Raw genomic sequence first — 26,955 nt, 5'->3', positions numbered from 1 at the left:
GCTATTAGAATATGCTTCTAACGATATATGATAAAGCCGGAACCAAGCGTGCGGATGTGGCCGTGAACGACAGCTCGACGCAAAGCAAGGAAGTGCAGGGAGACAATGTGCTTTCCCTGTCGTTCAGCTATTATGCCTTCCTGCCCCTGGACGTGAACGACTACACGGACTATCTGGGCGAACGGTACTGGCTGACAGAACGCTACACGCCGAAGCAGGTGAGCGATGGTGAATGGGAGTATAACCTGAAGCTGTACGGTATCGAGAGCCTGATCAAGCGGTTCCTGGTGCTGGAGACGACGGACGGGGACACCAACCCCCTGTTTACCCTGACGGCCACGCCCCGCGAGCATGTGGCGATGGTGGTGAAGGCTATCAATGACGGCATGGGCCACATTACCGACTGGAAGACGGGTACGGTGGAAGGTACGGAGCTGATTACGATAGACTACGAGGGGATGTACTGCGACGAAGCGCTGAAAGCCATCGCGGAAAAGGCAGGCGGCAAGGTGGAATGGTGGGTTGAGGGGCAGACTGTGAACGTGTGCCGCTGCGAGCACGGGGAAGAAATCACCCTTGGCTATGGCAAGGGGCTGACCTCCCTGGAAAGAGATACGAGCAACACGGCCAAATTCTATACGCGCCTGTTCCCGGTAGGCTCGACCCGCAACATCGATGCGGAGAAATACGGCAGCCCGCGTCTGATGCTTCCCGGCGGCAGGAAGTACATCGAGCAGGGCGTGGAGGAATACGGCATCTATGACCATTACGAGCAGGATGCTTTCAGCGGCATCTTCCCCCGTCGGGTCGGTACGGTGAGCTCGGTTCGCAGCGAGGAGGTGGCAGACGATGAAGGAAACAAATTCACCGTCTATTATTTCCGGGACGGGGAACTGGACTTTGACCCCAACCAGTACGAGCTGGCGGGTGAGACAAAACGTGTGTCGTTCCAGACTGGCGACCTGGCCGGACTCGGGGAGAGTGACGACCACTATTTTGAGGTGAACTACGACAGCGCGGCACGTGAATTCGAACTGATCACCATCTGGCCCTACGATGACGACACCCAGCTGCCGGGCGGCAAGCTGGTGCCGCGGGCAGGCGACACCTATATCCTGTGGAACATCCGGATGCCGGATGAGTATTACCGGCTGGCCGAAGAGGAGTTTGCGGTTGCGGTGGACGAGTACAACAAGGAGTACTGGCTGGACATTGCCGCCTACAAGGCCCCGACGGACCCTGTGTATATAGAGGAGCACGGCATCGACCTGTTTGTGGGCCGACGGGTGAAGCTGGAGAGCCGGAAGTATTTTCCGGAAAAAGGCTACCGGCAGAGCCGTATCACCAGAATCAGCCGCAAGGTGAACGAACCCGGGCAGATGGACATCGAGATAAGCGATGCGTTGCAGGTGGGCAAGTTTGACAAGGTGACGGACAGCATCGGTGCGCTGAAGAGTTATACGAAATCAAAGACGGAAGGCGCAGCCCTTCCGGACATCATACGGAGTTGGGACAAGACGTTGCCCACGGACAACAACCTGTTTTCAGCCAGGCGCAGCCAGAAAGAGTTCCTGAACAAGAGCAAGCCGGATACGGCCAAAGAACCCATCCGCTTTCTGAAGGGAGTAACATTTGGCGAGGCTTCCGGTGGCAAGCCCTGCGGCAGCGTGGACGGTGAGGGCAATGCCGAGTACCTGACCGCCGTGATCCGCGAACTGCTGCGTAGCACGGAGTTTGTGGACGGGCTGACCGGTGAGGGCTGGCAACTCTGGATTGACCAGCTGACCGGATTGACGAACCTGACGGTGGACAAAGTGACTGCCCGGCAAAGCCTGGTGGCACTGGAACTGCTGATAGAGAAGGCCCGCAGCGTGTGTGGGCAGCTGGTGGTGTCGGCAGCCAACGGCAAAATCAAGGACGTGGTGAAGCAGGGCGACAACTACCGCATCGTGTTTGAGCAGGAATCGGGTTTTGTGGCCCATGACCTGATGCGCTGTGCCGTTACAGGCGGAACCCGGCTAAAATCCTACTGGGTGGAGGTGGCCTCGGTGATAGCCAACGGGGTACTGGTCCCGGTAAGCGAGTTTGGCGGGGTGAAGCCGGAGGCAGGTGATGAGTGCGTGCTGATGGGCAACACGGAAAACCCGCTCCGGCAGAACCTTATCTCCATAGCGGCCACGGAGGACGGGCAGCCCCGTATCGACATTCTGGACGGGGTGAAGGCCAAGAACTTCAACGGCTGCCTGCGCTGTCGGTTGGGTAAGCTGGACGGCATCAAGAGCAGCGCTTTCCCGGCAGACAACCAACCGAAGGGAAACGGCCTGTATGCTGACAACGTGTGGCTGAAGGGCACGTTTGTGCTGATGACCGGCGAGGACATCCTGACGCGGTTTGAGATAACCGAAGGCAAAATCCATTCGGCCGTGGAAAGCTTGCGCAAGGAAATACGCGAAGACCAGAGCTATCTGGACAACAGCAGTTTTGCCGACGGCATGGACAAATGGAAGACGGGCAGCAAGGCTACGCTGTTCACCCTGGGCGGACGCTGGATCTGGGCGAACGGAGGCCCTTACGGCACAAAGCCGGACGGGCATGCCGAGATACGGACCGACGGCAAGGTGCCTTATGCCTATATCCGGAACAATTACATCATGCAAAGACTGAAAGACTTCCGTCTGGTACCGGAGTACCGGCAGACGAACAGCCAGGGCGAACGGGTGCCCGGCGTGGTGTATCTGTCGTTCAGCTACCGGGTTATCAAGGCCGGAAGGTTGAAAATAGAATTTGTGGGTGCTGACAAGACCGGATTTGAGAACTTCAACATGTTCGGCCATGAAGAAGACCTGCCCGTGGGCGGTGAGAAGATGTTCACGCTGGACGGGCTATGGAACGGCACGGGCGACTTCAAGCTGTCGTTTACGGGCGTGATTTACATTTCGCTGCTGGTGTTCAGCACCAACAAGGCGGACGCACTGGCCTATAAGTACCGCACGCTGTTCGAGCAGAGCGAGCGGCTGGTGAAGATTTCGGCCGCCGTGTTCGACAAGGACGGTGAGGCGCTGAAAGAGACCGGGCTGGTGATCAAGCCGGAGGGCTCCGGCCTGTACGCGCAGGATAGCACCGGCAAGGTGGCCCTTATCGGTGTGAGCGTGGAAGGGACCGGGGCGGACGGTGGGAGCGTCAGCAAGATAAAGCTTACCGGTGACGAGATTATACTGGAGGGGTCGGTCACCGCCAACGGATATTTCAAAATACTCAAGGATGGAAGCATCGAAACCCGGAATGCCAAGGTTTACGGAACCATATATGCCGATGACGGGAAGATCGGTGGCTTTACACTTGACGACGGGCGGTTGTACTGGAAAGCCGGTGACTATTTCGGCAATGACTCGCGCAGCCTGAAACTCGGCGTGTCGCAGTCAGATATGGAAGGCATCGTGGATGTGGCTTTCAACGCGGCCACCCAGGGGCGGTTCGGAGTGAAGGCCGTCGGTTCCAATATGGGCGGTGCCGCCATCTATGCCTCCAGCAAATCGGATGGGCTGACCTATCCGATAAGTGCCAACACCTATGCCGGATATTTTGACGGCGGCGTCCATGTGAACGGTGCCGTGTACAGTAATGATATGCTTTCGAACAATTACGGCACGGGCTGGACGCTTGGCAGTGACGGTACTTATACATACAGGAAAGGGGTGAGCGGAAATTTTAGATGGACTATAAAAGGTGAATTCGGCATGTCCACGAACTACAATCTTGAGGTGGTTAACGGCATTGTAGTGGGCATGACACACATATAACAAATTCGGTTGAGATATGAAAGTGAATTTTTATGACAGTTTCAAGGATTTTGACGGCCTGCCGTTGCAGATCAATGGTGAGATGCAAATTGTCGGCCGTATTGTAGCGCAATGCCTGTTCAACGGGACGGGGATCCGCCCGAGTGGCAACCAGCAGACGGATGCCGACAAGAAATTACGGGCATACCGCCTGTGCATACAGATAATGGATGCCGACGGGGAAATTGATATAACGGCGGAAGACGCGGTATTGATAAAGGAAGCGGTTTCCGGGCTTACCCCGGGGTGCTATTCACAAGTTGTAAAACTGATAGAGGGATAGGCTTATGGCAGAAATGACACAAGAAGAACTGGTCCAGGAAGTGCTGGACCGTGTACTCCAATCTTCTACCGGCGTGGAGGACTTGGAGACCGTCACCTCGCTGAGCGGTGTGAAATCACTGCCCGGTGAGAAGGACGGCAAGATGGTGAACGTCCCCCTGGAACTGATAGGCAAGCCTGCGAACGATGCCGCCGCCCGTGCCGAGGCTGCCGCCAAGAAAGCGGAAGGAGCCGTAGCCGGACTGGAGGAAAAGACCCAGGCCGCGACAGAAGCGGCCACCAAGGCCAACGAAGCGGCAGCCAAGGCAGAAAATGCCGCTGCCAAGGTGGAACAGACTACGGCAGCAGCCGTCGGCGGAGCTACCGCACGCTTTTCCTCATGGATGGAAACAGGCAATGTTTTACCTGACAAGAGTACCAAACCGGGCGGCAGCGTGGTGTATGTGGCGGATGCCGGGAAGTTCGCCTACCACATGGATTCCACCCTGTACGGGGACTGGGACGTGGCGGGTGTGCCTCCTGCCGGCATGTTCATGAATGCTGACCGGACAGCCATCCTGCCGGACAAGCTCTACCTGTTGGGCGATGCCGTATATACCGGAACGGGAGGCAGCCTGAGACTGCTGGCCTACCGGCATGAGGTGATGAGCGGGGAAGCTTACGAGGCACTGCAGGACAAGGATGCGAATACGCTGTATCTGATTTATGAGGAGGATTGACGATGATAACCATAGGCGGTAAGGAAATAACGGCTGCGTATGTGGGGAAACGTGCCCTGTCGGCTGTCTATGCCGGGGCAAGACTGGTATGGTCTGCGATAAGCAGCTGTTTCGGACTTGGATACTGGAAAGGCGACGAGCCGTGGAACGGATCGGACGCATGGAACGGTAGCAGTAAAACTGATAAATGAATGATTATTATAAAAGGACAGTATTATGGCAAAAAGGAAAATAAGCGGAATCATCAACGCGACTGAACATCCGATGAATCTTGAAACACCATGGAATCAGAAACAGCCGGACGGCACCTATCATGCCTATGCAGGCGATGACATCGAAGCGTTCCTGAAGAAGGAACTGTCAAACCGTACCCCTACCGAGGAACTGGTGAGCGGCGAGACGAAACCTCCTACATCCGGAACGGTGTTCGATGCGATGGTGGGTACGGTGACGGACGTGGATGTGCAGGACAGCGAGGACGGCACCCAGTACGTGATGACCGTCAAGCAGAAGGACAACCAGGGCGGCGAGAGCTCGAAGGAAGTGCGCTTTTCCAAGTACACGGATGACGACAAGGTGGTGGTGAACATCGACCTGACGGACAGCGGCGGTGCGGGACTTCCCGCCTCGCAGTATCTGGCACTGGGCAGCGGCTTTGTGGTGAAATACTCCGTGGGTGTGGGTACTGCCGGTGGCGGTACGGTGGACGGCTACAGCGACCTGAAAGCCCGCGTAATTGTGAAACGCGGTTCGACCGTCATCAGTGAGTTTCGGGATGCGGAGTTTGTGGGTGTTACAGCTGGACAGAGCTATACCTTTGACGCTTCGCCCTACCTTCAGGATGCCACCGCCTATACCGTGCAGGTGGAAGCGCAGGCAACCTACCAGGGCGGCACGCTGATGAAGACGGCCACGGCCAAGGTGACCATGGTGGCTATGGAATTAAGTACCACTTATTCGGTGGGTAACGGACTGGCCGACGGGGGATATAAAAATGATGTGAACATTCCATTCACAGCCAAGGGTACGAGCGGAGAGAAGAACATCTACTACCGCATCAACGGCGGACAGGCCTTTACCCTCGGCCTTTCGGCCGGAAGCGGTGTGCAGCAGAAGAACGTGACCGTTCCCCTGTCACAGATGCAGGACGGAACGAACGTGGTGGAAGCCTATGCCCTGCACGAGAACTCCGGTGTGACAAGCGAGGTTCATTACCTGACCCTGCTGAAGGCCGGAGCAGGTGTGACGGCCTATGTCGGCATGATGTTCAGCCACCGGGCTTCCGGATTCCAGCGCGACTGGAAACATCCGGAGCTGGAGGCCGAGCAGTTCACTGCCTGGGACTTCACGTATGCCGGCTACGAGCGTGATGCGTACACGGCACGTGTGAAGGTGATGAATGGGGACAGCATTGTGAAGGAAGACCTGCTCCAACGCGGTGAGACCGGCAGCTACGGACGGACGAACGTGAACGTGGAACCGCTGGACTACCGTGTGTCGTGCGGCGATGCCGTGCTTGAGGTGAAGGTAAACACCACATCGCACCCCGACATAGAAGCCACCCTGGCCCCGGATGCCGTGTGCACGTTCGATGCTTTCGGGCGAAGCAATACGGAAAACAACCCGGCAAGCTGGGTGAGCGGTGACAAGCGCATGGAGTTCCGGGACGTGCTGTGGAGCGTGAACGAATACGGTGCCGGTAGCGGCTGGCACAAGGACCGCCTGCTGCTGTCCGGCGGTGCAGGCATGACCTTGACGACTGACGGCGGTTACCGTCCCTTCAACGAGGCGGAGAAGCCCGAAGGGTTTGCCATACGCGATGTGGGCATGACGCTGGAGATAGAATACAGCACGGCCAACGTGACGGACACGAATGCGGAGCTGATCACCTGTCTGGGACAGCTGGACAACGGGAATCGGTACGGGCTGATTGTGACTCCGGAAGAGGCCAAGTTCCTGACCGGTGTGGTGACCGAGGCGATGGATGCCGGACAGGTGCTGCGCTATGAGGACTCGGTGGGTACGAAGTTCCAGCCTGGCACGAACATCCGCATTACCTACGTATTCTATCCCAATGTGCAGACGAACGAACAGCGGACGCTCATCGGTTTCTATGTGAACGGTGAGGAATCGGCTGCCTCGAAGTGGCTGGACAAGGTGAACTTCAATATCCAAAGCCAGCTGGAGTTCAAGTCGGCGGGTGCCGACCTGAACGTGAAGAGCGTGCGCATCTATAACAAGGCGCTGACCTCGGACGAGGTGCTGAACAACTACATCGTGGACCGCAACCACCTGGAGGATGCCGACGGGGAACCGGGCGTGCGCTCGCTGGATGAGGACAACCGCGTGCTGAACGAAGGAGACACGGTGAGCATGGAGAAGCTGATGGGGCTGATGAAGAAGCGCCGGAACTCGATCCTGGTACTGATAGGCACGGGCAGTGTGGGAAGTGAAACTCCGAGCGAGAGCGACACGCTGAACGTGGTGGATGCACTGGCCCAGCTGAACGACAAGAAGGCCAACAAACTGGTAAGGGAGGTCCGTTTCTATAACGGAGAGGACAGGACGCTTGACTTTATCCTTACCAACGTATATGTCCGTATTCAGGGTACTTCTTCCGTGAACTATGCCAGAAAGAACTTCCGTTTCTACTTCCAGAAGACGGCAAGCGGCTGGACGGTTACATTGAGCTACGGGGAGATTGACGGAAACGGCAGGCAGAAGAATCCGGTGGTAACTACCGGCAAAAAAAATCTCTTCAAGTTACGCAGGAACTCCGTAGGCGCGAAGCTGGCATGTTCCAAATGCGACTTCTCGGACTCGTCCATGACCACCAATACCGGAGGTGCGAAGCTTATCAATGACGGGCTGAAAGAAATGGGGCTGCTTACTCCTGCCCAGCGTTACGCCAAAGACCATGGGCTGGATGATGATTACCGTTCGGCCATCGACGGCCTGCCGTGCGACCTGTTCGTAGCGAAGAGTGTCGACGAAGACCTGACCTATTACGGCCAGTACAACATGAACAACGAGAAGAGCGACAGCTACCCCATCTTCGGGCAGGATGAGACCATCGGCGGCGAGAAATGGGGCGAGGGCGACACGCTGAACTACCTGGAAGCCGACGAGGAAGGACACAAGCAGTACCTGCCTGTCTGCTTTGAAACGCTGAATAACTCGAATCCGCTGTGCCTGTTCCACTGGTTGCCGAGTACCGAACCGGAGCATAAGGATTTCATGGACTATAACTTTGACGGAGGACTGGAATTTAATCATCCGAAAGATACCTTCTGGACGGACGGAGGCGGTGACGCGGAGGAAGAACCGAACCTGAAAGACCACCTGGGTACGGATGACAAGTACGACCGTATGTACAAAGCCACCGACCGCATGATGAGCTTTGTCTACCGGTGTGTGAAGGAAACGACTGCGGGCAAGAATATGGTTTACAGTACGGAATCCCATTCGTTCGAGGGGGTGGACTATGAGGACGACGGCGACAAGTTCCCTACCGCCAAGTGGCAGAGCGATACGTTCAGGAAAGAGGCCGGGAAGTATTTCGACCTTCCCCACCTGATTGCCTACTATCTGTACGTGCAGTTCAACCTTGGCGTGGACCAGCTTGCGAAGAACATGCTTATCCGCACATGGGACGGTGTGAAATGGTCGATTGACTATTATGACGGCGACTGCCAGTTGGGTTCTGACAACAAGTCGTTCCTGACCGGGAAGTATGACGACAACCGCCAGACGAAGCGCGACGGGGCTTATGTGATGCAGGGTCATAACTCGTGGCTGTGGAACCTCATCGTGGCCAATTGCTGGGACATGATTGTGGAGATTATGGTGAGCGGATGGAACGGGGGCGCAAGCTTCATGAGTGCCTTCAGTATCCAGAAAGCCATTGACCATTTCGATACCGAACAGATGAAGAAGTGGTGCTCACGCCTCTATAACAAGTCCGGTATCTTCAAATACATCTACCCGTTCCTGAACGAAATGCCGGTAGGTGCTGACGGTGCCAAACAGACGTATCCGCAAATCTACGGTCTGAAGGGTTCGTTAAAAGCACACCGGAACTACTTCATCCAACGTCGCTACGATTTAAAACAGGTGGAATACGGCTATGTATCCACGCTTGGCGCCCAGTTCTACCAGTCCACGTCCTCGCTGGACAAGGCCTACACGCTGAAACCGATGCAGTACCGTCTGACCATTCCGTACCGTGTGCAGCTTTCCACCAGCAATGGCGTGCAGGCCGACAGCGGCGTGGTGGATGCGGACGTGCTCCACTCGTTGCAGCTGACCCGTGCCTTCGGTGAGAACGACCCGCTGAAGATTATCGGTGCAGCCAAAATCAAGGAGCTGGTTTGGCATGAGGATGCGTTCGCAATCGGCTTCAACTTCGGTCTGCTGACCTCACTGGTAAAACTCGACATGAGCGTGGAGAAAGCCAGCGGTTACCGGAATGGCTCGTTCATGGCTTCGACGAACGGCATGCTGCTTCTGGAAGAAGTGAACTTGCGGAACAACCGGCTGGCCCGGAACGGGGACAACGGCAATGTGGCTACTTTGGACTTGAGCTGGCAGGGCCGCCTGAAGAAACTGGACGTGAGGGGTACGGGGCTGACCCGTGTGAAACTGGCCACCGGTGCGCCCGTTGTGCAGTTATGCCTGCCGGACACGATTGAGGAACTGTTCCTGGAATATCTGACCAAGCTGTCCGACAGCGGCCTGATACTGGAAGGCATCAATAATGTGCGGGGCTACCGCTACACCAACTGCCCCGGCATCGACGGGTTCGCTATGCTGGAACGCCTGCACCAGGCCAGACTGAACGGCAGCGGCAAGCTGGAGCGCTTCGTGCTGGAGATAGACCGGGAAGACGACGGAACCCTGCTGAAGAAGTATTACGACTACGGAACGTATACGCAGACGGGTGCTGTGGATGACCGGCATTCGGGACTGAGGGGCAAGCTGACCCTGACGAAGTATCTGGCTGATGAGGAACTGGAGAAGTATGCCGCCCGTTATCCAGAACTGACCATCAAGCAGCCGCCCTATACGATGATCGAGTTTGACGACAGCGTGGCCGACGATGCCAATATTTCAAACCTGGACAACAAGACGGGATACAAGTTCGGGAATGCGTACAAAATGAGCGGGCATGTGAATGCTATCCTGTCCAAGCGCCACCGCGTATTGGCCAAAGTGACCAGGATGCCTACGAGCCGGAAGGTGGAGATGGCCGGGCAGCAAGTGGAGGTGAACAACCCGGACGGCGAAATGACCTATTTCCCCCTGCATGACGAAAGCTCGAACTTCTATGCCGATGCGGAGGACATGAACGACTGTACGGTGGCGAAGCTGGACGGCAGCGAGGGAGACTGGATGATGTATGAGCCGTTTTACTGGAGCAAAGGCATCAACGATTATTTGAACAACAAGAAGTACGCCTGCTACAGCAGCTACCCGGAGGACGAAATGCCCCCTGTCCCGGAGGCGACAGTACTGACGCTGGATGCCATTAAGGAAACGCAGGGCGGCTGGCTGGGTGAACGCAAGATTATGAGCGGAAAACCTACGTTGATGGAATCCTATACGACTGACAAGGCTTATTCGGTATGTAAGGTGGACGTATCCGGCTACAGACGTGTTCGATTCCCGAGCGTTCCAGGAACGGGACTTATAGGCAGCGTATTTGTGGATGATGCAGGAAATATCCTGAAGAGCCTTGTGGTGCCGACCATCGGCTTGAAATTTGAAGCCGGCATGTATCTGATAGCAGACGTTCCGGAACGTGCGACCGCTCTGCATTTCTCCATTCTGAACACGGCTGAGTTTGACTGCGTGGTACTGAGCAACAGCGACAAGATAGAGGACATGGAACCGGATTGGGTGGCCAATGAGGAGCATCTGTGTGCCGTAGTGGGCAGTTCAGTAGTGGGAAGCAAACTGCGTGCCTGCATCACCGGAGCTTCGACCACGGCAAGCATGACCTGGACGGACTTCCACTATTACAGCCAGCAGCGTGGCATGCAGCAGATAGATGCCCTGATGCACAGCCGCATCGCGAACCTGAGCTATGCAAAGTACGGGCGTAGGGACATGCAGGAACAATGCGGTGCCGGTCAGCATAACAATAACCGGACAACGGGTGGAACGGCCGACCATGGAATGACAGACACCATCGGCTATGACGAAGCGTATGTCATCAACAACAAAATCACGAATTCGCTGATTGACGGCCTGGTGCATCAGTATGCCTGGTATAAGAGCCGGGACGAATACGGACAGGCGACCGTGGTGCAGGTGAACAATATCTGCTGCCTGGGCTACGAGGACATCTACGGCAACAAGTATGACATGATGGACGGCGTGGATCTGCCGAATGACAGCGGCAACCAGGGCAAATGGCGCATCTGGATGCCTGACGGCAGTATCCGTATGGTACAGGGCAAGAAGGACAGCGGTCAGTGGATTACAGGCGTGGCGCACGGCAAGTATATGGACATGGTTCCGGTAGGTAATTTGAACGGATCATCTTCCACCTACTATACCGACATGTACTGGATAAGCACCGCTACAGTCCGTGTGGTCTATCGCGGGTGCAGCAATGCGTATGCGAATGGCGGTGTGTCGCATGCGTATGCGAATAACGATGCTTCGAGTACGGGTGCGTATGTCGGCTCGCGTCTGGCCTTCCGCGGCAAAATCGTCCGGGCGCAAAGCGTGGCAGCGTACAAGGCGATACGCGAGGTGGCGTAAGCGCAAAGCGCCAAAGCGTGGAGCGAAGCGACTAAAACGAAAGAACGGGATTCGGATGGTTTCCGAATTCCATTTAAAAGGTATTCAAATGCCGGCGAAGCCGGTCGAAAAAATAGAATTTTGAGGTATATGAAAAAGATTATCGCATTTTTAAAAATGAGTAACCGTTACAAGCATCTTATCGGTGGTTTGATGGTAGGTCTATTGGGATTTACTCCTTGGACGGCCTTTTATGCTGCGGCCATTGCAGCTTCCTGTCTGGAACTGAAAGATACTCTTCGGGGAAGTCCTTGGGACTGGATTGATTGGGGGCTCACCGTCGCGGGTGGCAGTATATCCGTTTTATTTTGGATGATAGTGTAATTCGTTTATCTGTTTTGCCTGTTAAATCAGTAACTTTGCAAGCGGTAGAGTTCCCCAATAGTCCGTGTGGTCTATCGCGGGTACAACAATGCGAATGCGAATGGCGGTGTGTCGAATGCGAATGCGAATAACGATGCTTCGAGTACGGGTGCGAATGTCGGCTCGCGTCTGGAAATCTAACAAATCGGCGTACAGCAGCGGGGACGTGTCCCCGAAGCGGTGCCGAGGGGAGCAAGCCACAGCAACAGCACCAGAAAAGGTGGAAAGCTGAAAAATCACGCGTCGGGTGGAGTTTGGTAGGCTGTTATCAGTTCGAAGAAGTCAGACCCGGGGAAAGGAAGGCCCTCATCTTCCATGTTTATTAACCAATAGCTTATGCGCAGGGAAGGATATATTATCGAGGAAATCATCGAATACTCCAATATGTCGGAGGCATTCGATTCGGTACTTCGCGGAACCGATCGTAAGAGGTCAAGGCAGGGACGATTCCTGCTTGCCCATAGGGAGAAGATTATCACCGAACTGACGGCTTCCATTGCGGACGGCTCATTCCGGCTGGGCGGCTACCATGAGAGGGAAATTGAAGAATACGGTAAAAAACGTATTTTGCAGATCCTGTCCATGAAAGACCGCATCGCTGTGTTTGCCATCATGAATGTGGTGGACCGCCACCTGCAAAAACGTTATATCCGGACAACCGGTGCAAGCATCAAAAGGCGCGGTACTCATGACCTGATGAACTGCATACGTACCGATTTGCAAAAAAATCCGGAAGGCACGCTTTACGCATACAAATTTGACATCCGGAGGTTTTATGACAATGCGCGGCAGGACTTTGTTATGTGGTGCTTCCGGAGGGTGTTCAAGGACAAAAGGCTGTTGGTCTTGTTGGAGCGGTTTGTTAAGCTGCTGCCGGAAGGTATCAGTTTCGGACTGCGCAGTTCACAAGGGGCAGGAAATCTGCTTCTGTCTGTATTTTTAGACCACTATCTGAAGGATAAGTACGGGGTTCGTTATTACTATCGCTATTGCGATGACGGACTGGTACTCGGTAAAACGAAAGCGGAATTGTGGAAGATTCGTGATGCTGTTCACGGGCAAATGGGAAAAATAGACTTGGAAATAAAGCCGAATGAACGGGTGTTCCCTGTGGAAGAAGGCATTGATTTCCTTGGCTATGTTATCCGTCCCGACTATGTAAGATTGCGGAAACGCATCAAACAGAAGTTTGCCCGGAAAATGCACGAGGTAAAATCGAGAAAAAGACGGCGGGAACTGATTGCCAGTTTCTACGGCATGACGAAGCACGCCGACTGTAATAAGTTGTTTAAAAAATTAACAGGCAAAGAAATGAGAAGTTTTAAAGACTTGAATGTCGCTTACAAGCCGGAAGACGGTAAAAAGCGATTCCCCGGAGTGGTGGTAAGCATCCGGGAACTGGTAAACTTACCCATTGTAGTGAAGGACTTTGAGACCGGTATCAAAACCGAGCAGGGAGAAGACCGCTGTATTGTGGCCATCGAAGTGAACGGCGAGGCAAAGAAGTTCTTCACCAACAGCGAGGAAATGAAGAATATTCTCGCACAAGTAAAGGAAATGCCGGATGGTTTCCCGTTTGAAACGACCATCAAGACAGAGACATTCGGCAAAGGTAGAACCAAATACGTGTTTACATGAGAAGAGTTGAAGGAAGTTCCGGGGTTTCGCTGATGGAATGCACGAACCCGGTTAAAGACAAATGGCGCATCCGATGGGATGTGCAGGAAAAAGAGAACGGCTCTGCCTCCTACATGGAAGAGGAGTTCGGGCATAAGCCTACTGATGAGGAAATCCACACATTGGTTATGTCCTGGTATAACAGCCAGACTGATGCGGCTATCCTATCCGGATTCGCCTATAATGGTGCCCATGTATGGCTTTCTGTGGAGAACCAGTACAACTATAAGGCAGCATACGATTTGGCCGTTCAGACGGGCGGAGAAACCCTGCCAGTGACGTTTAAGTTTGGTTCGGATGAACAACCGGAATACCATACTTTTACTCAGTTAGAAGAACTGAAAGATTTCTATACAAAAGCAGTAGGATTCATTCAGACAGTTCTGGCTGAAGGCTGGGAAAAAAAGGACAAGTTCAATTTGGAATTATATCGGATTGAGTGATTGACAATCCCTTCGGGGGAGGGATAAAAAAAGCCCCCGGCCTGTTAATATAGACGCCAATCATTTATTAACACAAAACGCCACGAGAGTGCGCGACCGGGGGCAATGCCCTCTGCCGCACTCTCGTGGCGTTTTTACGCATTAAATAAATGATTGGCATTGCAAAAGTACAAAAATGATTGGATATGACATTGTTTGAAGCACTTAAATTTAACAGAGAACCGCTTGAAATGCTTATAAGTTTGGGCGGCAAGCAGGATGACCTTCGATTCATAGACTTATATACGGAGTATGAGGTCATGAAAAAACAAGGTGAAAAGACCACTTATGCAGTGGCGTTTTTGGCAAATAAATATTCGGTAAGCGAACGTAAGGTGTATGATGTTATCAAACGGTTTGGAAAGCACTGCACGCTCGGTGCAGTGTGATTGATGTGCCGGGGATGCCTTGTGTTGTCCGGTAGAGCTACCTTTGTACAACCAAAAATAAAGCTCATGAATAAGTATTACCAGACATTAGACAAGATACTCCAAACGGGCAAAATCCAGACCAATAGGAAAGGGCGTATCAAGTATCTATTAAACGAAAGGCTCATGCTAACCCCCGCTGATTTACTTGACATATTTGAAAGCCACGGGATAGCCAGGAAAAAGCTGAAAGAGGAATTGAAACTGTTTATGCAAGGAGTCCGGGATGTGGAAAAATACAAAGAGGCAGGGATTACCTGGTGGGATTATTGCGGCCATACCCTTGTAAACAGCTATCCAACTTACTTTGAAAAGCTTCCCCCCCTCATAACCAGGATTAACCGGGAAAAGCGCAACAGCAAGAATTATGTCCTGTTTCTTGGAGAAACCGGGGTGGAAAGCAACCAGGCACCCTGCCTGAGTCTTGTGCAGTTCCAAATTGATGAGGGAGAATTGGTGCTATCTGCATATCAGCGTAGTTCTGATGCGAACCTTGGGCTTCCGGCTGATATTTATCATCTTTATCTGATGGCAAGGCAGGTGGAGCTTCCCCTGAAGTCCATAACCCTTGACCTTGGAAATGTGCATATATATGAAAATAACATTGACCGGACTCTGGAACTGTTATCCGGAGTTGAAAACATTAAATTTGACTTGAACGTATGAAGAATATGAATTTATCTGCACCACTGCCATTTGTAGGCCAAAAAAGAATGTTTGCTAAAGAGTTTATTAAAGTTTTGGAACAGTTCCCTGAAGATACCGTGTTTGTGGACTTGTTTGGCGGTTCCGGACTTCTTTCGCATATAGCCAAAAGAAGCAAGCCCGATGCTACTGTTGTCTACAATGACTTCGACAACTACCGGTTCAGACTGAAAAATATCCCACAGACAAATAAACTGCTTGCCGATATTAGGGAGCTGGTGGGTAATTCGATACCCAAACATAAACCAATTAAAGGGGAACTTAGAGAACGCATTTTTAAACGTATCGAGGAAGAAGAACTAAATGTTGGGTACGTGGATTTTATAACCTTATCATCCTCACTTATGTTCTCCATGAAGTATAAATTGTCTGTAGCCGAAATGCGCAAGGAAGTCCTTTATAACAACATTCGCAAGACCGGTTATCCGGAGTCTTCTGACTACTTAAAAGGGCTTGAAATTGTATCATGCGACTACAAAGCAGTATTCAACCAATATAAGGATGTTCCCGGAGTCGTCTTTTTAATTGATCCGCCTTATCTTTCCACTGATGTTGGTACGTACAATATGTATTGGCGCTTGTCTGATTATTTGGATGTTTTAAAGATACTCGAAAAGCATTCCTTCGTTTATTTCACATCCAATAAATCCTCCATACTTGAACTGTGTGAATGGATTGGAGCAAACAAAACCATTGGCAATCCTTTTGAGGGTTGTACAAAAAAGGAATTCAATGCCCACATGAATTATTCTGCCGAATATACAGACATGATGCTGTATAAGAAACAGGAAAAATTAGTTCATAAAACAGCTGCTTAGCACTGAACAAAGATACAATTTTTCAAGTAGAAGGCCAAACTTTTGAGCCTTATTTTAATGCCGTTATAAAGCCATTTTTTATGAAATTATAAAGCCGAAACAGAGGTCATTACAAAACTTTTGTTTCGGCTTTTTGAGTGTTGCGCGCTTTCCTTTTTTGAACGCTTCGTTTTGTCCTTTTCCCTGAAAATCGAACGCTTCGTTTCGGATTCTGCGGAAATTTGGATTTGCGGATTATACACCCTGCGGTTGTTCTCGTCCACATGGATATTCTCGTTCCATTCTATGCCCACCACCACCTCGTTCTGGTCAATCTCCGGCATACGCTCCTTGTCAATCACCATGAACATCAGCACACACAGCGGCAGCGATACGATGGCAAGAAACATGGTAACAGTCTTATGTGCAAACACCCACTCAATACCCGCGTCATAGAACCGTGTCAGCCATTCGTTCTTCAGCAAGTTCTTAAAGTTGGCGGTAAACCAGTTGTGCTTCCTGATGCCCGTACGGTAGAACAGCACATACAGCACGGGCAGCAGCATGATGCCCGTAAAATACGACACCATCAGTCCCGACGTGATGGAAAACGCCTCGTCCATGAAGATGGCCCCGGCTATCCCGCTCATGAACACCAGCGGCACGAACACCGCGATGGTGGTGAGCGACGAGCTCAGCATCGGCGTAATCATCTCCGAGGTTCCCGCCACGGCCGCACACTTCAGCGAATACCCCTTCTCACGGTACTGCGACACGTTCTCCGTCACGATGATGGCATTGTCAATCATCATACCCACCGCCAGGATCAGTCCCGAAAGCGAGATCACGTTGAGCGAGACCCGGCAGAGGTAGAAAAAGAAGAACGTGATCACCACCGAGGCAATCATGGTGATGCCGATGACCAGCGGCGAACGCACGTCGCCGATGAAGAACACCGCCACGATGAAGATGAACAGGAAGCCCAGCGTGAAGTTCTGCTGCAGGTTCGATATGGTATAGTCCAGCAGCTCCGTCTGGTTCCGGCTGATGCTGAACTCTATGTCGGGATAGATGCGGGAGAAATAGTCCGTGGTCTCCTTCAGCTCACGGCGCAGGTTGTCCATGTTCTCCTCGCCCTGCTTGATGATGGCCAGCGTCACCGCCCGCTTTCCTCCCGCCAGCGAGCGCCCCGTCTCGTTGCGGGTAACCGTCTGCACGTCGCAGATGTCCCCCAGCTGCCTCACCTGTCCGTTGCGGTTGAACCAGATCTGCCGCACGTCCTCCGGCGTACGGAGGATGGAGGCGATGCGGATGTTGTATTCATAATACCCGTCGCGCACCAGCATGCTCCCCGGCTCCACGTTGTTCGACGAGAGGATGGCCTCCAGGTCGGCAATGCCCATGCCCAGGCTCTCCATCCTGCCCATATCCGGCACGATGCGCAGCATCTTCTGCGGCACCCCCGTCATGTCGGCCATGGCCACCTGCGGCAGCTGTTCGATGCGCCGCTTCACCACGTTCTCCGCCAGCGTGCACATCTCCAGAAAGGCGTCCCCGTCCGTTTCCCGGTAAGGCACATCCTTCTTCAGCGTCATGTTCAGGTAGAACACCGGGATGTCCGTCGCGCTCGCCTTGACGGCCTTCGGCCTTGCCGCATCCCTGGGCAGGCTGTTCATGGCCGCGTCAATCTTCTCGTTCACCTCGATGAAGGCCAGGTCGGTATCCGTGCCGAAACCGAACGACAGGCGGATGATGCCCGAACCGTCGCGCGTCTCGCTCCGCATCTCGCTGAGCCCCGACACCTGCATGAGCTGCCTTCTCAGTGGAGCCACCATCGTGTTCTCCAGCTCGCGGGCCGACGAGTTCTCCCCGCTCACCTGCACGGTGATCTGCGGAATGTCTATGTCCGGAAGCAGCGATACGGGCAGCGAGAAGTAAGTCACCAGCCCCACGATGAAGCAGGCGGTGAAAGCCATGAGTACCGCTATCGGTCTTTTTATCAGAAATCTTACCATAGTACGGACATGTTTTAAGGTATCACTTTTACGGGAGCCTCATGCGCAAGGTTCACATTTCCGGTCACGATGACCTGTACCCCTTCCTCCATGCCCTCGCCTGTCACGGTATATTCGGTCATGTTCTCCAGTCCGGTGGTCACATAGTTCCACACCGCCCTGCCGTCCTTCAGGGTAAACACCACCTGCTTGCCCGTGCGCAGCACCACCGCCGTCTTCGGTACCACAAGCTGGCCGGGAACGGAGCGTTTCACGCTTACACGCACGTTCATGCCGTCGAACAGTCTTGCACTGCCGTTCACCCTGGCCCTTACACTCACCAGCCCGTTTTCGTCCACCAGCGGGTTGATTTCCGACACCGTACCGCTGCATGCCCCGGCTGTCCCGGCAAACGGGGCCACCTCCACCCGGTCTCCCCGCCTGACAAGCGGCAGCTCGCTCTCCAGCACCTTGAAGGCCACCTCCATGCCCCCGCTTCCTATCACGCGGCAGAAGGGCTTCGTACCGTCCGGACGGTTGAAACCCCGCGTCTCCAGATTGGCCACCACCCCGTCGAACGGTGCGGTGATCACCGCCTGCTCCAGCTCAAACTTTGCCAGCTCGTATGCCGCACGGCTCTGGCCGTAGCCGCTCTTCACCTCGGCAAGCCGTACTATGTCTTTGGGGATTACCTGCATGCGGTCGGGCGCATACCCCTGCCCTATCAGCACATCCTTCATCTCCAGTTCCGACTGGCGCAGGGCTATCTCCGCCTTCTCCAGGCTGTTCTTCAGGGTGAACAGGTCGAGTTCGGCTATCTTCTGACCCTTCTTCACCGCATCGCCGTTCTTCACATAGATATGTGCCACAGGCTCCGATGTGAGGCGGAACGAGAGGTCGGCATACTGTGAGGCCGTCACCTTACCGTTGCTCACCAGCTCATGGTTGAACGTGGTCCTCTTCAGCGTCATGACCGTCACCTCGTTCGCCTGTGAAGGCAGAACCGTTTCCACTCCTTCCTTTTCCTTTCCGGAAGTGTCGTCTTTTTTCTCACCGCAGCCTGTCAACATTCCGGCGGCAAGCAGCAGCACATATACGTAGTGTGTTCTCATACATATCTCATTTAATCCAAATCCAACTTATATTTTCTGATTACAAAATCGTCATCCTTCATTGTCGAAGCAAACATATATTTATCATTCCTGTCAATACAGAATGAACAGACAGGCATATCCAATGTATATTTGTGCAGCAATTTACCATCCCAATTAAATACATATAAAATATCACTGAAATAATTGGGTAAGCCTTTATACAAATTTTCCTTCAAAGCTTCTCCATGCGTATAGGGAGTCATAAGACAATAAATATAGTTTTCAGTCACTTTAGTTACAGCCCCCCTCAAACAACGGTCATCAATAACCCTTCTGTCATTAGACGCCTTATAAACCGGATAATCTGCACATAGAGGTATTCGTTTAGATAAATGAGTTCCATCCATCTCCAAAATCTCTATAAATCTGCCAAGTCTGCAAGTATAAACGAACTTGCTTAACGATGGATGTTTAGCTAGTTCAGCATCGCAATATACCAAGAAATCAGCCGGTTTCACATAAGTAGCTACATTTATACCAGGAAATGTATAATTGATGGCTTCAACTTTATTCCTCTTAAAATTTATGGCTGATAAAATCTTATTATCGGTAAGTTCCCCTCCTGTTGCTATACAGATGCTGTCATTAAACATCACAAAATTGGGAAAGAATAAACAATTATGATTTAGTGGCATATCGACCACTTCCCATTTATCCTTATCAAAAGGATACTCTTTTCTTATTTTATATACCTTACTGATTGTACCAGAATAATTAGCGATAAACAATGAACTGTCCGTAACCTGATAAGAAGGATTGACAACCTCCCATGCTCCATTGCCTTTGGTTAAAAAAGAACCTTTTTTCCTCAAACTATTACCATCTAACTCATATATAGCATACAACTTATTTTGGGATAACTCTTCAATAAGAAACTGATTCTCGTCTATGAAATCTATTTTCATTCCCCAAATATCTGAATCACACTTCAGATATTCACCCTGAAGCTGAATTGTAGGCAATTTCTGAATTGTGTTATCTTTATCCTTGCTTTTTTTCGAAGAACATGAAAACAACAAAAGACACGTACAGATTATATAAAATAAATGCTTGACCATAATACTTTTCTTTTAATGTCTAATAACGAACATATTTAAAAAATAAATCTATAAACCGGGGGCATCAGCACCGCTTCGCTCTTTTACATTATCATTTTTAATTTTATTTTCGCTGTAATTATTGCTTGCTGGTTATCTGATAAACGTCTTTAACATTCTTATTCTTCCTTTTTAAGCGTAACTACTATAACTTTCAGGCCTTTCAGCTTCTTATAACGCTCAATCATCTTATAGTTGTTAGTTATTTTGACAGATTCTATCTTCTCCGGTGGAATCAAAGATAAAGGACTCTTGTCTGGATCATGTACATAAATTTTATTATCAATGACAGTGACTATCGTTGAATGTGTTATCGAATCACACTGATATTCTATTTCAACTTTAGCAGAATTTCTTTCCACTTGTTGCGCGTTAAGTTTTCCCCCAAAGCACAAAAACAAGCTCAAAAACAACCCCAAAAACAAACTCAAATTCATATTATTATAAATCATAAATATTAATGGTATTAATTACATAATCGGAAGTCTCGGGACTGATTCCCAATAAAATAATCTGGTCTTCACTGGCCGTAATCATACTGTATTCCTGTGGAAAAACAATCATTTTTACCGGGTTTCCCTTCCAGTCAAATGAAGCAACTTATCTCCTCCGGTTATGTAAGAATCCCTATCTTGAGACTGTTTCCCGCTGAAAAGCCCGACACAATACTTATCTGTTACGGCCATACCGAAAAAACCGCTCACATTCTCTCTCAGAAACGATACCGATGAAGAAGTGCTCGTGGAACTATTCACAAATTGAGGATATGAAGCCACATTCTGTTTCAAAAGCTTGGGGTGGCTTATATCGCTCATGTCATAAAACATTGCTATTTGTCCATCCCTCTCCCCTACAGCGAACACTTTTTCTTTCGCATTATACACCATCCCCGCAGGTTGGTAGGCAAAAGCATTATCCTGATAACTGCAACCGGGCTTAGAATCATCCTTAGGATAATCTCCAAAAACACTTACTTTCTGTCCCTCCTTGTTGTATATAACGAAATGCTTGTTTTCTTCAATAAGACCAGTCGCAACAAAATATTCATTGGACAAAGCTATAACCTTAAAGGGAAACATTTTGTCTGAATGTGCAAGCTCAATGCTCGAACAGCACACCGTATCCTTCTCATAAGAAAACCAAGCAAATTCTTTCTTATTCTCATCATACAGCCCCAACTTCCCATCAAATGAACTGGCTGCCGAAAACCATAAATACTCATGAGGTCCTTGCCCCCTGTTGGCAAACCGACCAATATACTTCCCAGTTGTCCAGTCAAAAGCCGTAACCAGCGGCGATGAATACATATCTACCATAAAAAGTTTCCCACCAACATAATACATGTCAATAGGCTTCCGTATACTGTCTACATCAAAAGAAGGTTTATGCACTTCCACTTTTAGGGATTCAGGAAACAAATCACACATAGAGACAAAAGACTTGGTACAGGAAGATAGTACAAGTCCCCAGAACAAACTGTAAATGAATACTTTCATTGGAATGAAAATGATTAGTTCGTAATACTAATAAGAATAAAAAATAATCTCAAATAGAGGATATGAAACTATCTTGCTCATAAGCAAGCTGCAACGTAAAACCCTCATTTTTTTGCTTTAATTTCTCTTTATCATATGACTAATAATATGACAAATTTTTATTTTAGTTTTAATCTACTATAAGGCTCTCAGCTTTATATTTCACCGTCAGAACTGCACTTTTCTCATGGGTTAATCACATTTAAATTTATTTCATGTTCGGTAATAAAAATTCCGTTTCATGCTTCTACCACTGAATTTAGCTTAAAGCATACCGTAAAATCAAGAAAGCTTCTTCATTTTGTAACTCCCCTTTTTTTATACAATACAGATATCTATCTTGATCTATACAAAAGCCAGAAGTCATTCCCTGCCCCACTTCCCAAACATGGGTCACCATCCCATTCCAATCAACTTGTGCAATTTGATTATTCATAGCATCACCTGTTTCACCATCTTTCAGACTACGACGAAAATAAGCATAATCAGAAGTTGCATAGCATTGAATATAACCCACATAATTTTTTCGATCTAATAGTTTACGAAACTGCTTCTCATTATTATCACCGTCTTTCCCTAAACAAATAACATTTTGTAATTTACCTTGCAAATCATACACTTGAATCATGTCAAAATAATACATTGAAACAAATATTTTATGCAAATTCAAATTACATAAGACATTTGCACTATACATTAACCATAAATTATCTTGCACTTTGTCTGTTAAAGCTGATGAAGGTTCTGGATACACAGGCACATTGGTTATTCGCCTTGTGCGTAAATCATAGATTTGAAACAAAGAATTTTTCTCTCCAATATGTTTTCCCACCAAGTACTTCTGATTTAAATTCAGACTTCCCCATCCTAAATAATCTTCAGGCAATTTAGTAAAAGAACCCAATGAATCAGAATATGCTATGAATCTGTTCTTCTTATTCATATCGTACATTTCAATTCCTTTCTGTATTGCCCTATTCTCATAATTATTACGCACAAATTCAGGAGAAAGAACATCTTCCGGACCATTCCCTACCGTCCCCATCCGTTTTAACAACTTGCCAGTCCGTTTATTAAATAAATGAATAAAAGTATCCGCTTTTGCCATAACAACATATAACACATCATCATATATATCCATTTCCACAGGATACTCCTCCATCAACATAAGGACTGTATCCGGTGAATTAAGTTTCTCCACAGAAACCACCCTGCTACTATCTGTATCAACCCTAGCTTCATCTGAATAAGAAGAATCTCTTTTTGAGAGACACGATGAAATAAATATACACAAGAAAAGAACTGAAAATAACCGTTTCATACACAATTCTACTATTTATTACTCCTTAATTTTATATTATAAGAAACTTACAAGCAATAAGATGTTCTTGACCACCAATGGATATCCAGAGGTTCATGCTTACATGGAGTTCCACACTTTACAGCCTTAGGCTTATCTGCATCATAATTCGCATTCCAACAAGGATCCCCTGAACCTATATTTTCACCACTAGCCAATGCTTCCACATTAGCCATTGCCAAATCTGACATTTCTACTTCCTGCTGTGAAGCATATACACTATACCCAGCAACCAAAGCAGATACGGATGCGAAAACTAATTTCAAGAAATTCTTTTTCATTTTACTTTAAATTTTGTTTGTTGACTTTTTTTCGTTTATTCACACATGAAGCGACCAATCCCAATTTACTAAATCCAATAATAGATGAATCTACTTTATTCAAGACTGAGGCAAAGGGAAACATACCAATGTCGGCTCTGGATTATTGGCAATGCCATAAATAATGCCCGATTGTTCATCTACGCAAAAACAGAGCAAAGGCAAGTCGAGCTGATACAGAGCCAAGCGATTCCCTGCCCAGTCATAGACATAAATATAGCCACATTCCCATTCTGCCAAACCATAATCTTTAAAAGAGCGACCGGAATAAAGTGCATAAATACGGGATTCAGTCACCGATAAATCCCGATAACAGACAGGAAGTTTCCCATTATGAACCACAGAATAGGAAGCCTGTCCTCCACTATAATCAGGTTTATAGTCTGCATAACGGTCTATCACAACCTTATTCCGTACCAAATGCCTGTCACGAATCTCGTATAGAAACAGCATCTTGGCACACATGGTAGCAAAAGCCAACCGGCCTTTAGGAGTCACCCTTATAGTTCCTTGATACGCCAACGCACGATTAAAAACGGATATTTTTCTCTCATTCTCATCCTTATACGGATATTCTCCAGCTCTATCCACAGGTACTCCCTGGTTGTCAAAAATAGCAAACATCGAATCATTGAAACAGCCATTACCTACAAATTGATCCTGCCCGTAAGGAATGACATCAAAACTCCATGCATCCGTCCATTTTTTCACAGTGGAACTTTTCATACGATTGTTCAGACTGTCCCATTCCATCATCTTAATTTCCTGTTTCATTACATCGTATCCACATACCGTTTTATCATCATAAGGCTGAAGGCTTGTAGGGTGAATAAATTCATCCGGACCCTGCCCTTTTGCTCCAAATTGTCCTACATATTTCTTCTGTTTCAAATTCACATAATGAAACATTGAGTCCGACTTATAATCCATAATCAGCAAACCGTCTCCCATTTTTTGTATACCACCAGGAGATCCCAATAACAAATCGGGTATTTTAATCGTCTCATGTTGCAAGGTTTGGGATACAATCTCAGTTTCTGTAGATGATGAACCGCAACCTGCCAATAAAACAAGAAGACAACAGCTTATAAATATTCGATTCATATTTATCAAGATATAAAATCAGGTATCAAATTCCGTACGCATTGTTTCTCATCATAGAACGACACCCTCTTGTCAGAAAGAAGTCCGAAATGAAGAGAAGCATGCTGATTCATTTCAAAAAACCTTATTCGTTCCCACCAGATAAAGCAAACTCTACTAACAGATTCTCCTCTCTGTTGGCTATCGCATAAACCATATCATCAGAATTGGATACACATATTTGCGACAATGGTAAATCCGTTTCATATTTGCTCACAGGGTTACCATCCCAATCTATCTGATATATCACATTTCCCATAAAGGCTTTTTCCTTATAGTCTTTCAACGTCCTATCCGAATACAACAGATAAACATATCTGTCCGTAGCATAAGCACTGATAAATCCCATCTTGTTTTCTGCACTCATAGGAGCGGTACGATATTTTTCATTCTCTTCAGTCCTGTATATAGGATATCCTCCGACCCACTGGTATGTTCTGACTATCGCTTCCGGCTGTACAGAACACAGCATAAAAATAGGAGCAAAATTTATGGCATAGACAAACTTATCCAAAGAAGGCTTTGAACGTAACATTCCTTGATAGGCCATTCCTCTTAAACGGTTATCTATCTTCTTTTCTTTATCATCTCTGTAAGGATACTCATAAAAATACTTTTCATCGCTTCCCCCTTCGATCAACGCGAACATGCTTTTCTCATAAAATCCCAGCCCCACAAATGTGTTATTATACTTCGATAATAACATGTCAATGCTGTTAATCGTATCACTGGTTATTTTAGTATAATACGGCAACCCCTTCTTCACATTTTCCAGATTTATCCGTATCAGACTATGTTTATAATAGTCATATACGCAGACACACGAATCGGTTTTATCCTTTTGCAAGGAAGCCACCTGTAGGAAATCCCGACTTCCCTGTCCTCTTTCCCCAAACCGGTAGATACGTTTATTGTCTGACAGATCGACCATCGTAAACAGACTGTCTCCCAGATCATCATAAAAAATGACAGAAGAATCAGCATATATCATATAGAAAGGCCTGCCCATAATAAGCTCTTCCGACAAACAGTCCTTAACAAGCACACTTTTTTTATGAGTAAACAGGGCATCAAAATCTTCCATGCTTTCAGATTTTTGACAGCCGACAAGGACAAGCATAAAAAACAAATACAGAAAAACTCGATTTTTCATAATCATCTTAACAGAATAATTGTAAAAATTGAATCAAGAGATTTATCCCTTCATAAATTCAAAGGAAACCGAACCAGAACCGGGTCCGGATGATAGGCTATCGCATACAAACTACCGTCATCTTTGGATACCTCGATTACCTTCAATGGCACATCCGACTGATAACGTTTCTGTAGCGTACCGTCCCATCCGTAAACTTCTATCGTATAACCACTGAATGCCGCATCCTTATCATCCCGGTAGTTTTTTCCGGAATAAAGCGCATATACATACTTCTCCGTGGCACACACATCCAGATAGCCTACAGGAGTGTCCGTTTCTATTGCCGGACTATTATATTTATATTTTGGGAACGATTCCTGAATCTCTTTGACAAGATTCCAGTGCTCACCGGACTGCTCATAAAAAGTCAGGATCTTGGCTTTGTATATGGCCTGCACAAAACGGTTACGGCGAGGACTGGCTGCCAGTTTACCCTGATACACATCACCAAGGACAAATCCGTCTACCTTCCTTTCTTCTTCATCCCGATAAGGATATTCACCAAAATCACCTACTTTCTTTCCATTGCCGTCCAAAACGGTAAAACGGTCGTGCTTATGCAAGCCGGTTACAATGTAACGGTCGTGCTGCACCGGCAGCATCTCAAAGCAAATCAAAGAGTCCGCTAAAGAGAACAAAGATCGGAATGAGATTCCCTCATCCCCATGCTGCATCATGAAACATTCCTTCTTGCTCACGTCAAACAGAATCGGACGATTGTTTATATCCGGATTAACAGCACCAACAAGCAGAAACTCACCCGGTCCCTGCCCGATTTTGCCATATTCGGACACCTTCTTGTTTGAAAGATGTACGAAATGAAGGAAACCATCCTGATTCGAGTCTACGATGACCAACACCGAATCATTCTCCCAGGACATGTCCTTTACTTTACCCAACAACAGTTGGTCTTCATCAAGCACTACTGAATGATGCAAGTCTATTTCAGGCACGTCTTTTCCCTTATCAGGCTTGCAAGATACCAGACATGTTAAAAGTACTATATTTAAAATATATTTGTACATTAATCAACTCAATTTAAAAATAACGGAATACTC

The 26,955-nt window shown here is 48.9% G+C and carries 22 protein-coding genes; 11 read left to right on the top strand and 11 right to left on the bottom strand.

What is annotated here, in order from left to right; all coding sequences use genetic code 11:
* The first annotated feature begins 11 nt into the window (after positions 1 to 11).
* The 11 genes from BACPLE_RS12460 (at position 12) to BACPLE_RS12410 (ending at position 16,120) form a co-directional block, all read left to right on the top strand.
* On the top strand, positions 12 to 3,800 hold the full coding sequence (locus BACPLE_RS12460) for a hypothetical protein (RefSeq protein ID WP_007562488.1): 3,789 nt from the start codon (positions 12 to 14) through the stop codon (positions 3,798 to 3,800).
* Between the two features lie 16 nt (positions 3,801 to 3,816).
* Complete coding sequence (locus tag BACPLE_RS12455) at positions 3,817 to 4,122, top strand: tellurite resistance TerB family protein (protein ID WP_007562486.1); 306 nt, start codon at positions 3,817 to 3,819, stop codon at positions 4,120 to 4,122.
* Positions 4,123 to 4,126: 4 nt separating this feature from the next.
* Positions 4,127 to 4,840: a hypothetical protein gene (locus BACPLE_RS12450; protein ID WP_007562484.1), complete on the top strand. Its 714-nt coding sequence runs from the start codon at positions 4,127 to 4,129 to the stop codon at positions 4,838 to 4,840.
* A 2-nt stretch (positions 4,841 to 4,842) separates the two neighbouring features.
* On the top strand, positions 4,843 to 5,031 hold the full coding sequence (locus BACPLE_RS12445; protein ID WP_007562482.1) for a hypothetical protein: 189 nt from the start codon (positions 4,843 to 4,845) through the stop codon (positions 5,029 to 5,031).
* A gap of 25 nt (positions 5,032 to 5,056) precedes the next feature.
* Entirely contained in the window at positions 5,057 to 11,608 is a 6,552-nt protein-coding gene (locus tag BACPLE_RS12440) for a hypothetical protein (RefSeq protein ID WP_007562476.1), read from the top strand.
* A 129-nt stretch (positions 11,609 to 11,737) separates the two neighbouring features.
* Positions 11,738 to 11,971, top strand: coding sequence for a hypothetical protein (locus BACPLE_RS12435; RefSeq protein ID WP_007562474.1), 234 nt, complete (start codon positions 11,738 to 11,740; stop codon positions 11,969 to 11,971).
* Between the two features lie 375 nt (positions 11,972 to 12,346).
* The gene (locus BACPLE_RS12430) at positions 12,347 to 13,648 is read left to right on the top strand and encodes a reverse transcriptase domain-containing protein (RefSeq protein WP_007562471.1); all 1,302 of its coding nucleotides are present in this window, start codon (positions 12,347 to 12,349) and stop codon (positions 13,646 to 13,648) included.
* Positions 13,645 to 14,130 carry a DUF4376 domain-containing protein gene (locus BACPLE_RS12425; RefSeq protein WP_007562469.1) on the top strand — a complete coding sequence of 162 codons (486 nt, stop codon included), beginning with the start codon at positions 13,645 to 13,647 and terminating at the stop codon, positions 14,128 to 14,130. The genes BACPLE_RS12430 and BACPLE_RS12425 overlap by 4 nt, the downstream gene beginning before the upstream one ends.
* Positions 14,131 to 14,315: 185 nt before the next feature.
* Positions 14,316 to 14,558, top strand: a complete 243-nt coding sequence (locus tag BACPLE_RS12420; RefSeq protein ID WP_007562467.1) for a hypothetical protein — start codon at positions 14,316 to 14,318, stop codon at positions 14,556 to 14,558.
* Between the two features lie 66 nt (positions 14,559 to 14,624).
* Positions 14,625 to 15,263, top strand: a complete 639-nt coding sequence (locus BACPLE_RS12415; RefSeq protein ID WP_007562465.1) for a thymidylate synthase — start codon at positions 14,625 to 14,627, stop codon at positions 15,261 to 15,263.
* Positions 15,260 to 16,120, top strand: coding sequence for a DNA adenine methylase (locus tag BACPLE_RS12410; RefSeq protein ID WP_007562461.1), 861 nt, complete (start codon positions 15,260 to 15,262; stop codon positions 16,118 to 16,120). Before BACPLE_RS12415 ends, BACPLE_RS12410 begins: the two co-directional genes overlap by 4 nt.
* An 86-nt stretch (positions 16,121 to 16,206) precedes the next feature.
* Here the strand turns inward: BACPLE_RS12410 and BACPLE_RS12405 are convergent, their stop codons facing one another.
* From BACPLE_RS12405 to BACPLE_RS12360, 11 genes are all read right to left on the bottom strand, one after another.
* Entirely contained in the window at positions 16,207 to 18,114 is a 1,908-nt protein-coding gene (locus BACPLE_RS12405; protein ID WP_007562455.1) for an efflux RND transporter permease subunit, read from the bottom strand.
* Between the two features lie 14 nt (positions 18,115 to 18,128).
* Complete coding sequence (locus BACPLE_RS12400) at positions 18,129 to 19,205, bottom strand: efflux RND transporter periplasmic adaptor subunit (protein WP_007562453.1); 1,077 nt, start codon at positions 19,203 to 19,205, stop codon at positions 18,129 to 18,131.
* 11 nt (positions 19,206 to 19,216) lie between these two features.
* Positions 19,217 to 20,305, bottom strand: coding sequence for a BF3164 family lipoprotein (locus BACPLE_RS12395; protein ID WP_007562452.1), 1,089 nt, complete (start codon positions 20,303 to 20,305; stop codon positions 19,217 to 19,219).
* A gap of 158 nt (positions 20,306 to 20,463) precedes the next feature.
* A complete protein-coding gene (locus tag BACPLE_RS12390) occupies positions 20,464 to 20,796 on the bottom strand; it encodes a hypothetical protein (protein WP_007562450.1) in 333 nt (110 codons plus the stop codon).
* On the bottom strand, positions 20,786 to 20,908 hold the full coding sequence (locus BACPLE_RS19825) for a hypothetical protein (protein WP_007562448.1): 123 nt from the start codon (positions 20,906 to 20,908) through the stop codon (positions 20,786 to 20,788). Before BACPLE_RS19825 ends, BACPLE_RS12390 begins: the two co-directional genes overlap by 11 nt.
* A gap of 2 nt (positions 20,909 to 20,910) precedes the next feature.
* On the bottom strand, positions 20,911 to 21,840 hold the full coding sequence (locus tag BACPLE_RS12385) for a BF3164 family lipoprotein (protein WP_081458133.1): 930 nt from the start codon (positions 21,838 to 21,840) through the stop codon (positions 20,911 to 20,913).
* A gap of 298 nt (positions 21,841 to 22,138) precedes the next feature.
* Positions 22,139 to 23,200 carry a BF3164 family lipoprotein gene (locus BACPLE_RS12380; RefSeq protein WP_235777932.1) on the bottom strand — a complete coding sequence of 354 codons (1,062 nt, stop codon included), beginning with the start codon at positions 23,198 to 23,200 and terminating at the stop codon, positions 22,139 to 22,141.
* 47 nt (positions 23,201 to 23,247) lie between these two features.
* The gene (locus BACPLE_RS12375; protein ID WP_394357940.1) at positions 23,248 to 23,505 is read right to left on the bottom strand and encodes an NVEALA domain-containing protein; all 258 of its coding nucleotides are present in this window, start codon (positions 23,503 to 23,505) and stop codon (positions 23,248 to 23,250) included.
* A 114-nt stretch (positions 23,506 to 23,619) separates the two neighbouring features.
* Entirely contained in the window at positions 23,620 to 24,663 is a 1,044-nt protein-coding gene (locus BACPLE_RS12370; RefSeq protein ID WP_081458132.1) for a BF3164 family lipoprotein, read from the bottom strand.
* A gap of 124 nt (positions 24,664 to 24,787) precedes the next feature.
* The gene (locus BACPLE_RS12365) at positions 24,788 to 25,786 is read right to left on the bottom strand and encodes a BF3164 family lipoprotein (protein ID WP_157131893.1); all 999 of its coding nucleotides are present in this window, start codon (positions 25,784 to 25,786) and stop codon (positions 24,788 to 24,790) included.
* A 119-nt stretch (positions 25,787 to 25,905) separates the two neighbouring features.
* Positions 25,906 to 26,922, bottom strand: a complete 1,017-nt coding sequence (locus BACPLE_RS12360; protein WP_007562433.1) for a BF3164 family lipoprotein — start codon at positions 26,920 to 26,922, stop codon at positions 25,906 to 25,908.
* Between the last annotated feature and the right edge of the window lie 33 nt (positions 26,923 to 26,955).

Source organism: Phocaeicola plebeius DSM 17135, from assembly GCF_000187895.1.
In the GTDB taxonomy this organism is placed as follows: Bacteria; Bacteroidota; Bacteroidia; order Bacteroidales; family Bacteroidaceae; genus Phocaeicola; species Phocaeicola plebeius.
Note: the sequence above shows the minus strand (reverse complement) of the source record. Positions and strands in the feature narration are given on the sequence as shown.